This window comes from Clostridium sp. RTP31139st1_H3_RTP31139_211217 (assembly GCF_040227035.1).
In the GTDB taxonomy this organism is placed as follows: Bacteria; Bacillota; Clostridia; order Clostridiales; family Clostridiaceae; genus Clostridium; species Clostridium saudiense.
Genome location: NZ_JBCOAB010000008.1, coordinates 46,479 through 60,669, shown reverse-complemented (window position 1 = coordinate 60,669; position 14,191 = coordinate 46,479). Strand labels below are relative to the sequence as shown.

Here is a 14,191-nt window from a genome sequence, read left to right as displayed (position 1 = left end):
AAAAGTTGAGTAAATATAAAGTTGGAATGGTTAGTTTGGGATGCGACAAAAATAGAGTAGACTCAGAATTAATCTTAGGAGCTATAAATAAACATTATGAAATTACAAATAACGCTAAGGAAGCAGATATAATTATAGTAAATACATGCGGATTTATAGAAAGTGCAAAGCAAGAATCTATTGATACTATTTTAGAAATGGCTGAGTACAAAAATAAATATAAATGTAAAATGTTAATTGCTACTGGGTGTTTAACTCAAAGATATGGTGATGAATTATTAGAATTAATTCCTGAGATAGATATATTAATGGGAGTTAATGATTATATGAAATTACACAGATTAATCTTAGATTTTATCAAAGATCATAAGAGAATTTCATCAGCAGCTTATAGTGATGAAGGGGTTAATGAAGGTATTAGATTATTAACAACTAAGCAACATACAGCTTATGTTAGAATAGCAGAAGGATGCAATAACTTTTGTACTTACTGTATAATACCTAAAATAAGAGGAAAATTTAGAAGTAGATTAGAAAAAAATATTTTAGATGAAGTAAATCTTTTAGTTAACAATGGAGTAAAAGAAATAATATTAATAGCACAAGATTTAACTGATTATGGTGTTGATATTTATGGAAAAAGAATGCTTCATGATTTAGTTAGAAAAATTTCATTAATTGATGGAGTAGAATGGATTAGACTTCTATATTGTTATCCTGAAGAAATTACTGATGAATTAATTGAAGAAATTGCAAATAACGATAAGGTTGTGAAGTATTTAGATTTACCTATTCAACATATAAGTAGTAAAGTGTTAAAGCAAATGGGAAGAAGAACTAATAAGGAAACTATAATTGATAAAATAGAAACTTTAAGAAATAAGGTTCCTAATATAGCATTAAGAACATCATTAATAGTAGGATTCCCAGGAGAAACAGAAGAAGAATTTAATGAATTAGCAACATTCTTAAAAGATTATAAGCTTGAAAATGTAGGGGTATTTGCATATTCACAAGAAGAGGATACGCCAGCAGCAATAATGGATGGCCAAATAGAAGAAAATATAAAGAAAGAACGTCAAAACACATTAATGGCTATTCAAAGAGATGTTGTTAAAGAACAAATTAAATTGAAAATAGGAAATATTTATGATACCATAATAGATAGCAACAATGGAGAATATTTCATTGGTAGAAATTACGAAATGGCTCCAGAAATCGATGGGCTTATCTATATTAAGAAGCATGACGGATTAAGTATAGGCGATATAATAAAAGTTAAGGTTACTGATGTTATGGAGTACGATTTAATAGGGGAGATTTTTGATGAACTTAGCAAATAAATTGACAATGATTAGGATATTTCTAGTTCCAGTATTTTTAGTTTTTATAGCAGTAAGGGATATTCCATATGGTTCAATAGTTGCAACAGCGGTATTTATAATCGCATCGATTACTGATCAACTTGATGGTCATATAGCTAGAAGTAGAAATCAAATAACTAATTTTGGGAAATTTATGGATCCATTAGCGGATAAGTTACTAGTTACAGCGGCATTAATTTCATTGGTTGAATTAAATATGATACCAGGCTGGGCTGTAGTAATAATAATTGCAAGGGAATTTGCAGTTTCTGGTCTTAGAACTTTAGCTGCATCAGATGGTATTGTAATTGCTGCAAGCTGGTGGGGAAAAATAAAGACAGTAACTCAAATGGCTGCAATTATTACATTATTAGTAGAAGTTAATATTGTCTCATCACAAGCAGCAATTAATTTTGTAAGTAATAATGCATTTTTAAATGGGTTCTTTACTTATGTTCCTAATATTTTATTAATATTAGCTGTAATAATTACAATAATTTCAGGTGTTGATTATTTTGTTAAAAATAAGGCAGCTATTTCTATGAAATAAGGTTTAATAATGAAATAAATTGGTTATAATTCAAAGAGTTCATTCTATATAAAGAATATATAGAAAGGGCTCTTTTTTCAATAAAAAATTATAATATATGTTGACTACAAATAAATAATACTTTATAATTAAAAACATAAGAACAAACGTTCATGAAAGGGTGATTATTTAATGGCAAATATTGATGAAAATAAATTAAAAGCAATTGAGAATGCGATGAGTCAAATTGAGAAACAATTTGGTAAAGGGTCTATAATGAAATTAGGTGAACATAGCACTTTAAATGTAGACTCAATTTCTACTGGCTGTCTTGATTTGGACATAGCTCTTGGAATTGGAGGAGTACCAAGAGGTAGAATTATTGAAATATATGGACCAGAAAGTTCAGGTAAAACTACAGTTGCATTACATGTTGCAGCTGAAGCTCAAAAGTTAGGTGGGGCTGTTGCTTTCGTAGATGCTGAACATGCATTAGATCCAAGTTATGCTAGAAACCTTGGTGTTGATACAGAAAATCTTATAGTATCTCAACCAGATACAGGAGAACAAGGGCTTGAAATAGCAGAAGCATTAGTTAGATCTGGAGCCATAGATGTACTTGTAGTTGACTCAGTAGCAGCTTTAGTGCCAAGAGCTGAAATTGAAGGTGAAATGGGTGATTCTCATGTTGGTTTACAAGCAAGATTAATGTCTCAAGCTTTAAGAAAATTAACAGGTACTATAAATAAATCTAAATGTGTTGTTATTTTCATTAATCAATTAAGAGAAAAAGTTGGAATTATGTTCGGAAACCCAGAAACAACAACAGGGGGAAGAGCTCTTAAGTTCTATTCAAGTATTAGAATGGATGTTAGAAGAATCGATTCAATTAAGCAAGGTGATGAAATTGTTGGTAACAGAACAAGAGTAAAAATTATGAAGAACAAAGTAGCACCTCCATTTAAACAAGCTGAATTTGACATAATGTATAATGAAGGAATATCAAGAACAGGAAATATTGTTGATGTTGGTGTTAAAGAAAATATTGTTCAAAAGAGCGGAGCTTGGTTCTCTTATGGGGATATAAGATTAGGTCAAGGAAGAGAAAATGCTAAACAATATTTAAAAGATAATCCTGAAATTGCTCTTGAAATAGAAAATAAAATTAGAAGTAAATATGAATTACCGCTAATGGTAGATAAAACTAAAGGGTCAGCTAAAAAAGTTAGCGAATAAATAATAATTAAGGATATGTAGTTTTTATAAATTGCATATCCTTTTTAATATAAATAAATAAATAGGAAATACTATTAATGAAATATCTTTAAGCAATTTAGTGTGTATACATAGCAAGGAACTAATCTTGACATATTTTTGTTTATAAGGTAAAATAATAACAAATACTGGTTTATCATATTCATAGGGACAGTGAGAATAATATGACACCTAGACGTTCTCTATTAAATTATAAATAGAGATTTATACGAGGAGGTGTTAGTTTGGAGATATTAACAATTATATTGGTTGATATTGTTGTATTAGCGGTATTCGGGTTTATCGTATACAAGGCAATACAAAAGGCCACACAAAAGAAGGTTTTATTTTTAGAAAATGAAGCTAAAGATTTAGTTGAAAAGGCTAAAAGAGAAGCTGAAGCTGCTAAGAAAGAATCTATTTTAGAGGCTAAAGAAGAGGTTCACAAACTAAGAAATGATTTAGACAGAGATTCTCGTGAGAGAAGAAATGAAATTCAAAGGCTTGAAAGAAGAATTCTTCAAAGAGAAGAATCTTTAGACAAAAAGAGTGATCTATTAGAAAAGAAAGAAGAAACTATCAATAAAAGATTGCAAGAAATTGATCAAATGGAAGAAAGTGTTCAGCAGTTACATGCTAAAAGAAGAGAAGAATTAGAAAGAATATCTACTTTAACTTCAGAAGAAGCTAAAGAAATTCTTCTTGGAGAAGTTAGAAAGGAAGTTTCTCATGATGCAGCTTTAATGATTAAAGACATTGAGTCAAAGGCTAAAGAAGAAGCTGATAAAAAAGCAAGAGAAATTATAACTACTGCAATTCAAAGATGTGCAGCAGATCATGTATCTGAATCTACAGTTCATGTTGTTGCTTTACCAAATGATGAGATGAAGGGCAGAATTATTGGAAGAGAAGGTAGAAACATAAGGACACTCGAAACATTAACAGGAGTAGATTTAATTATTGATGATACTCCAGAAGCGGTTATTTTATCTAGCTTTGATCCTATAAGAAGAGAAGTAGCTAGAATAGCACTAGAAAAATTAATTGTAGATGGAAGAATACATCCAGCTAGAATTGAAGAAATGGTTGAAAGAGCCAAAAAAGATGTTGAAAATGATATTAAAGAAGAAGGCGAACAAGCGACTTTAGAAACAGGTGTACATGGTTTACACCCTGAAATTATAAGACTTTTAGGAAGATTAAAGTATAGAACTAGCTATGGTCAAAATGTGTTAAAGCATTCAATAGAAGTTGCATACTTAGCAAGCGTAATGGCTTCAGAGTTAGGTCTTGATGTAAATTTAGCTAAAAGAGCAGGTTTATTACATGACATCGGTAAAGCAATAGATCAAGAGCAAGAAGGACCTCATGCATTAATCGGAGGAGATTTTGCTAAAAAGTATCATGAATCAGCATTAGTTGTAAATGCTATTGCTGCTCACCATGGTGATGTTGAAATGATGTCTATGGAAGCTGTTTTAGTTCAAGCAGCTGATGCAATATCAGCAGCAAGACCAGGCGCTAGAAGAGAAACGTTAGAAGCTTATATTAAGAGATTAGAGAAACTTGAAGAAATTGCAAATTCTTATGAGGGCGTAGATAAGTCATATGCCATTCAAGCTGGAAGAGAAATTAGAATCATGGTTAAACCAGAACAATTAGACGATGCTGGTTCAATTGAATTAGCACGTAATTTAGCTAAAAGTGTTGAAGAACAATTAGAGTATCCAGGGCAAATTAAGATCAATGTAATTAGAGAAATAAGAGCAGTGGATTTTGCTAAATAAATAAAAAAATGCATTTTGTATTATTACAAAATGCATTTTTTATATTTTTTTTAAAAATTTTTTAAATTTTTTTTAAAATTAAAAGGAGATTTCAGTCTTTTGTAGAATATATAATCATATAAGTAATTATAAGAATTTATAAACAATCATATGTAAACGATTTTAAATCAGGAGGTAGAAATACAAATGGAAGTATTAAAAGTATCAACAAAATCTAATCCAAATTCAGTGGCAGGTGCTCTAGCAGCAATTATTAAGGAGAAAAATATTGTAGAAATACAAGCTGTAGGTGCAGGTGCAATAAATCAAGCAGTAAAGGCTATAGCAATTGCAAGGGGCTTTGTTGCTCCAAGTGGAAGAGACATAGTATGTATACCTGCCTTTACTGACATAGAAATTGATGGTGAAGAAAGAACAGCTATAAAATTAATTGTACAACCTAGATAAAAAATAAGTTTATATTAAAAGACATTTTAGTATTGAAATTATTTTAAGGACAGTATATAATGTAATCGTTAGATATATAATATATTATACGTAAAGAGGTGTGTTTTAATGGTATCTAAAGAAGTAATAGTAAACAATGGAACTGGTTTACATGCAAGACCAGCGACTTTATTAGTTAAGAAAGCTTCATCTTTCAAATCTGATGTAAGCATTGAATTTAACGGAAAGAAAGCTAACGTTAAAAGCTTAATTGGTGTTTTATCTTTAGGAGTTACTAAAGGAGCTAACATCACAGTTACAGCTAGCGGTGATGATGAAACTTTAGCAGCAGAAGAAATCGCTAAATTAATCGAAACTTTAGAAGACTAAAATAAAAAAAGTGCGTAAGCACTTTTTTTTATTTTATTGTATGTTTTACTAGTTTACTTATCTGTATTAAATGTTATAATATTACATCTAAATATTAAAGATATTAAATCAATAGCACATATTAATATTAAAATATATATCATTCTTAAAATAGTAGGTGAACCACCACATAATACTGATAGAATATTAATATTAAATATTCCTATTATCCCCCATGTTAATGATCCTAGTAAAACTACAATGGCTGAAAACTTATCAAAGGTACTTAATTTACACATAATAATTCCTCCGTAATATGTATTATAATAAATAATATGAAAATTTTTTTTTATTATTACTAACAAAAAAAATAAAAATATGATATAATACGAATTATATTATGTTAAAAGCATAAATTATTCGGAGGTGTTCAAATGACAAACTTATACAATTCGCCATTAAACTCTAGATATGCATCAAAGGAAATGAGTTATATATTTTCTGATGATATGAAATTTACAACTTGGAGAAAGTTATGGGTTGCTTTAGCTGAAGGGGAAAGAGAATTAGGAATAAATATAACAGAAGAGCAAATTAATGAGTTAAAAGCTAATATAGATAATATAAATTACGATGAGGCAAGAAAAAGAGAAAAAGAAGTAAGACATGATGTTATGAGTCATGTATATGCATATGGATTACAATGTCCTCATGCAAAAGGAATCATACACTTAGGTGCTACTAGCTGCTATGTTGGGGATAATACTGATATAATAATAATGAGAGATGCATTATTATTAACTAAGAAAAAGATAGTTACAGTTTTAAATCATTTATCAAATTTTGCAATGAAATATAAGGATATGCCTACATTAGGATTTACACATTTTCAACCTGCTCAATTGACTACAGTTGGCAAGAGAGCTACATTATGGATGCAAGATTTAGTTTTAGATATAGAAAATATAGATTTTCTATTAAGTAAATTGAAACTAAGAGGGGTTAAAGGTACAACTGGAACTCAAGCAAGCTTTATGAATTTATTTGAAGGTGATGAAAGTAAAGTTAAAGCATTAGATACATATGTAGCTGAAAAAATGGGATTTGAAAAGAGTTATGGAGTAACAGGACAAACATATCCTAGAAAAATTGATTCTATAGTTTTAAATACTTTATCAGAAGTAGCACAAAGTGCATATAAGTTTAGTAATGATTTAAGATTATTACAAAGTATGAAAGAAGTAGAAGAACCATTTGAAAAACATCAAATTGGATCTTCAGCTATGGCATATAAGAGAAATCCAATGAGAAGTGAAAGAATGGGTGCTTTAGCAAGAACAGTTGTAGTTAATGCTTTAAATCCTGCAATAACAGCTTCTACGCAATGGTTTGAAAGAACATTAGATGATTCAGCTAATAAGAGAATATCAGTAGCAGAAGCTTTCTTAGCTTTAGATGGTGTTTTAAATCTTTATATTAATATTGCTGAAAATATGGTTGTTTATGATAAAGTAATAGCTAAACATGTTAATGAAGAATTACCATTTATGGCAACAGAAAATATAATGATGGAATCAGTTAAAAAGGGTTGCGATAGACAAGAGTTACATGAAAGAATTAGAGAACATTCAATGGCAGCAGCTCAAAGAGTTAAGGGTGAAGGGTTAAATAATGATTTAATTGAAAGAATCATGGCAGATGATTACTTTAGATTATCAAGAGAAGAAATTTTAGCAATAATCGATCCACAAAAATTTGTAGGTAGAGCTCCAAGTCAAGTTGTTGAATTTATTGCTGAATATGTTTCACCTATTATAGATGAAAATAAGGATGCATTAGAAATAAAAAGTGAAATTACTGTTTAGTTAAAATATTAATCTACTTTAAGTTAATTGAAATTAACTTAAAGTAGATTTTTTATTAAATATAGCTTATTTATAGTGTAATCTAACTAATATTGTAATGTAATTTATTTAGTAATCATATGTTATAGTAAATAATACAATAAGGGGATTACACTAAATAATGAAAGAGATTTATGAATATTTATTGAAAAACTCAACTTTTGATAACTTAATTAAAAACTATATACAAGGGAATAGAATTGCTATAATTAGAAATAATGAAAAAAGTGATTATGTTATAAATTATTTACAAGAATATATATTAAACAATGCTACTGTAGAAGGAGTTGAAAAGAAATATAAAGATTTGAATTCATGTTACAATTTAGATTCAATTAAGTCAAAGAAGCTTATAGTACTTAATAGAGAGATAAATAATAATAAAAGAAATATTATAAATACATTTCTGACATTCATAGAAAAAGATAATTTAGGAAGGTCATTAAATGATTTATATTCAATAACTAAGAAAAGTTTAGATTTTAAAGATGAATCTTTTAGGTTTTTTTCGATTTTAAGTAAATGTAAAGAAGTAATTGGAAATGAAGAAGAAACAGTTGTAGAAGAGATCGATAAAATTATTGCAGGAAATTATATTAATATATATATAAAGTATTTAAAGTTTAAAGGAAATAAAAAGTTTGAAATTATAAAAGATAATATAGATGTAAGTGATATAAAAAAAATAATAACAAAATTAAGTGGCATTTTGAATAATAGTTTTGCATTTATGCCTCCTATCTATAATAATGAATACACGAGTGATTTTGAAAATGAAGAAATTTATTATAAAAATTATACTCCTGAACAGTTGCTAGAAGAAGTCAAAAAAATTAATTACAAACATAATAAAAAATTGTTAGGGGAAATCGTAGATATAAAGTGGTATAAATTCTCTCAAATATTTAATTATAAGAAAATAACTAATAAAAATAAACAAGTTCAGGATGCTTATTATAAAAGAGAAAAAGAGATTTATAATCAATATATGGAGAATATTGATAATTTAAAGTTATTTTCAAGTTCATTCAAATTTTTAACTAAGGTTTTTAAAGAAAAGGTATTAGATGAAATTGATGATAATGTATCGAATGAAGATAATTTATATGAATGTATACTAAATTTAAAAGAAACATTAACTACATATGAAGAATTTTTAAGTTTAGAAAATAAAGTTAAATCTTTAAGTGATATTCAAAGAAATATATTAGATTATTGTTATGATAAGATTGATAATAAGAATGATTTAGAGAAAATAATTAGATTCATACCAAGTTATTATTTATATGAAGAAATTGAAGAGGATGAGCTTAAATATGAGGAAGAAATAATTGAGTATGAATATGTAGATGAAAGAATAAGGAATCTACATTTAGCTTTAAAAGCATATGACGATATTATTCCACAAGTATTAAAGGAATATAGTTATAAAAATACAAATGATTATCTTAAAGAAAACAAAATTGATATTAACAAATTAGATTTTATAGAAGTAATTGATAATAAATATGAAGAAAAAAATTATAAGCTTTTATCTAATTTATATCCATTTTTAATTATTAGTAAAGAGGAGTACGATGCTAACAAAGAAATCATAAATAATAGTTTTCAAGTTATTATAAAAAGTGAAGATTTCTTAATTAGTGATGATATTAAGGAATATAAAAGTGAAATTTCAACTAATGAGAGATTAGATAAGGGGATAACTAACTTGCTTTCTAATTTAGGTTATCACATATATGAAGATGAAAAGGATAAATCACTTTTATATGTATCTGGATGCAAGGGTAAAGATGAAATTAAAACAATATTTATAAATAATAAAGAAGAATTTAATGTTAATATCTTAATAAGATTATTAGATATTATAGATAAAAGAGGAGAATTGATATATATATGGTATAGGAATTGGTGGCTAAATAAAAATGAAGAAGTACAAAGATTACATTTTCTATTAAATAGGTAAGGATATATTAGGCATAAATTTAGTATGCCTAATTTTTTTGCATTAATTTATATAAATGTGATAAAATTAGTGAATAAATTACTAATCAAAGGAGAAGACGATGAATTTAATAACAGTTGAAAATATAAAAAAGACATATAGTGAAAAAGTTTTATTAAATGATGTTTCATTTGGAATTAATGATGGTGATAAAATAGGGCTTATTGGATTAAATGGTAGTGGAAAGTCTACATTATTAAAAATAATAACAGGAAGAGATGAGTTCTTTGATGGAAGTATTACAAAAGGTAAGGGAGTAAGAGTAGAGTACCTTTCACAAAACTCAGAGTTTGATGCTAATGCAACAGTTTTAGAACAAGTATTTAATAGTGATACCCCTGAAATGAAATTGTTGATGGAATATGAAAATTTACTAGATAAAACTAAAAATGAAGAATTTAATGAAGATATTAACAATAGGCTTATAAAAACTCAAGAAAAAATTGATTCCTTAAATTTATGGAATTTAGAAAGTGAAGTTAAAGTTATATTAACTAAGCTTGGAATAAATGATTATACTATGAAAATGGGTACTTTATCTGGTGGACAAAAGAAGAGGGTATTTTTAGCATCAGCATTAATAAAACCATGTGAGTTACTTGTACTAGATGAGCCTACTAACCATTTAGATTCAGGATCTATAGAATGGCTAGAAGAATATTTAAATAATAGAAAAGGTGCATTATTAATGATTACTCATGATAGATATTTCCTAGATAGAGTATCTAATAAAATTTTAGAATTAGATAGAGGAAATATATATACTTACATAGGTAATTATAGTGCATTCCTTGAAAAGAAAGCTGAAAGAATAGAATTAGAAGCAGCTAGTGAAGAGAAAAGGCAAAAGTTAATATTAAAAGAGTTGAAATGGGTAAGAAGAGGGGCTAAAGCTAGAACAACAAAACAAAAGGCAAGGCTTCAAAGATTTGATGATTTAATTAATGAGGAATATATAGCTCCAAAGGCTAATTTAGAAATGTCTTTCATTGGAACTAGATTAGGTAAAAAAATTATAGAATTGAAAAATATAAGCAAAGGATATGGAACTAAAAATCTTATAGATAATTTTAATTATACAGTATTAAAAGAAGATAGAATTGGAATTATTGGAGACAATGGAGTAGGGAAAACAACACTACTTAATATAATTAGAAACTCTATTACTCCAGATGAGGGGAATATAGAAATTGGTGAAACTGTAAAGATATCTACATTTTCTCAAGATGATTCACATATGGATTTATCTATGAAAGCTATTGATTATGTTAAAGAAGGAGGAGAGTGGATTCCTACAGAAGATGGAACTAAAATAAGCGCCTCTCAGCTTGCAGAACGTTTCTTATTTGATGGTACAATGCAATATACAATGATAGAAAAGCTTTCAGGAGGAGAGAGAAGAAGACTTCATTTACTAAGGGTGCTTATGGAAGCTCCAAATGTATTAATTTTAGATGAGCCAACTAATGATCTTGATATAGAAACATTAAAAATACTTGAAGATTTTATTGATGAGTTTATAGGTGTTGTAATTGTTGTTTCCCATGATAGATATTTCTTAGATAGAATTTGTAATAAGATATTTTCATTTGAGGGTAGAGGATTAATTAACATATATAATGGAAACTATAGTGATTATTTAATTAATAAGGAAATTAAATTTTTAAAAGAAAAAGAAGCGGAGCAAAATAATAAAGCTGAAATAAGTAAGAAAAAAACTTACGTGAAAAATAAAGACGAAAGACCAAAGTTTACTTTTAAAGAACAAAAGGAATTTGAAACTATATACACTGATATTGAAGCTATAGAAAATAAAATTGCAGAAATAGAAGAGGAAATGATAAAAAATTCAAGTAGTTATGGTTTATTAAATGAATTAGATCAAGAAAAAACTAAGCTTGAAGAGGAATTATTAGAAAAGTATGAACGTCAAGAATATTTAGAAGATATAGCAAAAAAAATAGAGGAATATAATAGTAAAAAGCAATAAAAGAATATAACTTATTGACAAGAATTTAAGTTTCTGATAATCTTGATAAGGTCGTAATAAAAGTTATATTTTTTAGGAGGAAATTATGGAAAACACGCAAAAGATAAAAATTGTAACTGCTGATCCATCAGCATTAGGATTATTTGGACTAGCAATAATTACTTTAGTAGCTTCATCACAAAAATTAGGAATAACTTCAGGGGTAGCATTAGTATTCCCATGGGCAATATTCCTAGGAGCAACAGCACAATTATTTGCATGTATTAATGATTTTAAACATGATAACACATTTGGAGCAACAGCATTTGGAGCATATGCATTCTTCTGGTATGCAATGGGATTCACTTGGTTAATCCAAAATGGAGTATTTGGTGAAAAGTTAGCTGCAACAGCAGATACTAAACAATTAGGATTTGCATTTTTAGGATATTTAATATTTACAATATTCATGACAATTGGAGCAATGGAAACTCACAAAGTATTATTCACAATATTTGTTTTAATTGATTTCTTATTCTTAGGATTATCATTAAATTCATTTGGAATAATGCCAGAACTTTCACATGGATTAGCTGCTTGGTCAGAATTATTAATAGCTATTATGTCATTCTACGGATGTGGTGCAGCTGTATTAAATAAGCACTTTGGAAAGGTATTTTTACCAGTTGGTAAGCCTTTTGGAATATTTAAATAATACACTTAATATTAAAAGGAAAAGTTTTATAAACTTTTCCTTTTTTCTTTATAAAAATAAATGTATGTTGTATACTTAAAATATAATTAAACAAATGAATAAATAAGGAGTTAATTATGAAGATTAAAGTTACAGTTAAAGGTCAAAAAGATCCGATTATTTATTCTGGTGACAGAATCGATGTTTTGGATTTTGAAATGAATGGAGAAATGTATAAACAAATAAGATATTTCAGAAAAGGATTTTCAAAATCAGAATTATTAAAAGCTGATTTAATAACAAAAATTATTGAAGTTGAAAAATAAACGTATTAGATAATGCGTTTATTTTTTTATTTAAAATTAAATTAATAAAATTTATTTGCTAGAATATAATTTAATTTAAATAAAAGCGAATTATATAAAAATAAAAATTTAACTTATAAAATAAATGTAAATTTATTAAAAGAATATCATAGTTGAAATTTAAAATTTAATAAAAAAGATAGTAACTTTAAAAAAAGTTTATTTATAAGAAAAAATTTAAATAAATAATAAAATTTACATTAAAATATCTAAAAATAGTATAAAATGAAAAAATATATGCTAAAAATACAAAAATAACTCGAAAATTTATTTCGCTAAATAACCATTTAGCGAAATAAATGTCATTGTTAGCACAAAATAGCTATGATATAATGAAATCAGAATTAAATCTAGTTTAAGGAGGATTTTACATGGATGAAAATGATAAAAATACTAAAACTAATAAACAAAATAACTTTGATCTAAACGAAATTGTAAAAAAAGATACTTATAATAATTTAGAACAAAAAAATAGATTTGGTATTGAAGTTCAAAATAATAATAAATTGCCTAAAGTATTAGCTGATTTTTTAAGTTATTTAGAAACTATTAAAGGAAAATCCTATAATACAATTGAAGCTTATAAAATTGATTTAAGTTTATTTTTTAAGTATTTAAAAGTATATAAAGGTTATTACATACCAGATGATATAGAATTTGAAGAAATACCTATAAATGATTTAGATGAAACTTTTTTAAAAAGTATAGATTTAAGTGATTTATATGCCTTTTTATCATTTGTAGAAAAGCAAAGAAATAATGGAACTTATGCAAGAGCTAGAAAAGTTGCCACAATTAAATCGTATTTTAATTATTTGCATGGAAAAGCAAAAATAATCACTTATAATCCAGCAGCTGAGTTAGAGTCACCGAAAATAAATAAACGACATCCAATTTATTTAACACTAGAAGAAAGTGTATCTCTACTCTCCTCTTTAGATGAAAAGAATTGTAATTACTTAAGAGATTATTGTATTTTAACTTTATTCTTAAATTGTGGCATGAGATTATCTGAATTATGCTCTATAAAAATAGATAAGATAAAAGGTGATACATTAACTATTATAGGTAAAGGTAATAAGGAACGTACTGTTTACTTAAATGAAGCATGTATAAGTTCAATTGAAGATTATCTTGCAAAACGTAATGATAATAAGGCTACAGATGAAAATAAAAAATTTTTATTCTTATCATCTAGAGGTACTCCAATAAATAAAAGAACTGTAGAATTGCTTGTTAAAAAACATGTTAAGAATGCAGGATTAACTAATGAAAAATATACTCCTCACAAGCTTCGTCATACATCTGCTACACTTATGTACAAGCATGGTAATGTTGATATTAGAAGCCTTCAAAGTATATTAGGACATGAAAATATATCAACAACCCAAATTTATACTCATGTAGATGAAGAAATTTTAAGAGAAGCTGCTAAATCTAATCCATTAGCAAGTATAAAAAGTAAATAAAGAACATATGTTCATTGCCCGTGAAAATGGCATTTTGTTATTAAATTAATAATTAA

General features: G+C 26.9%; 13 protein-coding genes. 12 read left to right on the top strand and 1 reads right to left on the bottom strand.

All coding sequences use genetic code 11. The annotated features are described in order from the left end of the window. The first annotated feature begins 5 nt into the window (after positions 1–5). The 6 genes from rimO to ABUA17_RS05370 all read left to right on the top strand — a co-directional run bounded on the left by rimO (position 6) and on the right by ABUA17_RS05370 (position 5,750). The gene (gene rimO, locus ABUA17_RS05395; RefSeq protein WP_042398678.1) at positions 6–1,343 is read left to right on the top strand and encodes a 30S ribosomal protein S12 methylthiotransferase RimO; all 1,338 of its coding nucleotides are present in this window, start codon (positions 6–8) and stop codon (positions 1,341–1,343) included. Continuing rightward, a complete protein-coding gene (pgsA, locus tag ABUA17_RS05390; protein WP_042398680.1) occupies positions 1,327–1,914 on the top strand; it encodes a CDP-diacylglycerol--glycerol-3-phosphate 3-phosphatidyltransferase in 588 nt (195 codons plus the stop codon). The genes rimO and pgsA overlap by 17 nt, the downstream gene beginning before the upstream one ends. 171 nt (positions 1,915–2,085) lie before the next feature. Continuing rightward, positions 2,086–3,129, top strand: a complete 1,044-nt coding sequence (gene recA, locus ABUA17_RS05385) for a recombinase RecA (RefSeq protein WP_042398682.1) — start codon at positions 2,086–2,088, stop codon at positions 3,127–3,129. Between the two features lie 263 nt (positions 3,130–3,392). Next, positions 3,393–4,934, top strand: coding sequence for a ribonuclease Y (gene rny, locus ABUA17_RS05380; RefSeq protein WP_042398684.1), 1,542 nt, complete (start codon positions 3,393–3,395; stop codon positions 4,932–4,934). Between the two features lie 186 nt (positions 4,935–5,120). Continuing rightward, a complete protein-coding gene (locus ABUA17_RS05375; protein ID WP_042398685.1) occupies positions 5,121–5,381 on the top strand; it encodes a stage V sporulation protein S in 261 nt (86 codons plus the stop codon). 108 nt (positions 5,382–5,489) lie between these two features. Further along, positions 5,490–5,750 (top strand): HPr family phosphocarrier protein, encoded by a 261-nt coding sequence (locus ABUA17_RS05370; protein WP_042398687.1) that lies wholly within the window; start codon positions 5,490–5,492, stop codon positions 5,748–5,750. Positions 5,751–5,803: 53 nt separating this feature from the next. Here the strand turns inward: ABUA17_RS05370 and ABUA17_RS05365 are convergent, their stop codons facing one another. Continuing rightward, entirely contained in the window at positions 5,804–6,028 is a 225-nt protein-coding gene (locus ABUA17_RS05365; protein WP_042398690.1) for a DUF378 domain-containing protein, read from the bottom strand. 135 nt (positions 6,029–6,163) lie between these two features. On the opposite strand from ABUA17_RS05365, the gene purB reads away from it, so the two are divergent. The 6 genes from purB to ABUA17_RS05335 all read left to right on the top strand — a co-directional run bounded on the left by purB (position 6,164) and on the right by ABUA17_RS05335 (position 14,135). Further along, positions 6,164–7,594, top strand: a complete 1,431-nt coding sequence (purB, locus tag ABUA17_RS05360) for an adenylosuccinate lyase (RefSeq protein ID WP_042398693.1) — start codon at positions 6,164–6,166, stop codon at positions 7,592–7,594. 160 nt (positions 7,595–7,754) lie between these two features. Further along, positions 7,755–9,599: a hypothetical protein gene (locus ABUA17_RS05355; RefSeq protein WP_042398696.1), complete on the top strand. Its 1,845-nt coding sequence runs from the start codon at positions 7,755–7,757 to the stop codon at positions 9,597–9,599. 100 nt (positions 9,600–9,699) lie between these two features. After that, the gene (locus tag ABUA17_RS05350; protein ID WP_195948526.1) at positions 9,700–11,628 is read left to right on the top strand and encodes an ABC transporter ATP-binding protein; all 1,929 of its coding nucleotides are present in this window, start codon (positions 9,700–9,702) and stop codon (positions 11,626–11,628) included. Between the two features lie 85 nt (positions 11,629–11,713). Then, complete coding sequence (locus ABUA17_RS05345) at positions 11,714–12,322, top strand: acetate uptake transporter (protein WP_042398701.1); 609 nt, start codon at positions 11,714–11,716, stop codon at positions 12,320–12,322. A gap of 116 nt (positions 12,323–12,438) precedes the next feature. After that, complete coding sequence (locus tag ABUA17_RS05340) at positions 12,439–12,627, top strand: hypothetical protein (protein WP_042398705.1); 189 nt, start codon at positions 12,439–12,441, stop codon at positions 12,625–12,627. Positions 12,628–13,037: 410 nt separating this feature from the next. After that, positions 13,038–14,135 (top strand): tyrosine recombinase XerC, encoded by a 1,098-nt coding sequence (locus ABUA17_RS05335; RefSeq protein WP_349818102.1) that lies wholly within the window; start codon positions 13,038–13,040, stop codon positions 14,133–14,135. Positions 14,136–14,191: the final 56 nt, after the last annotated feature.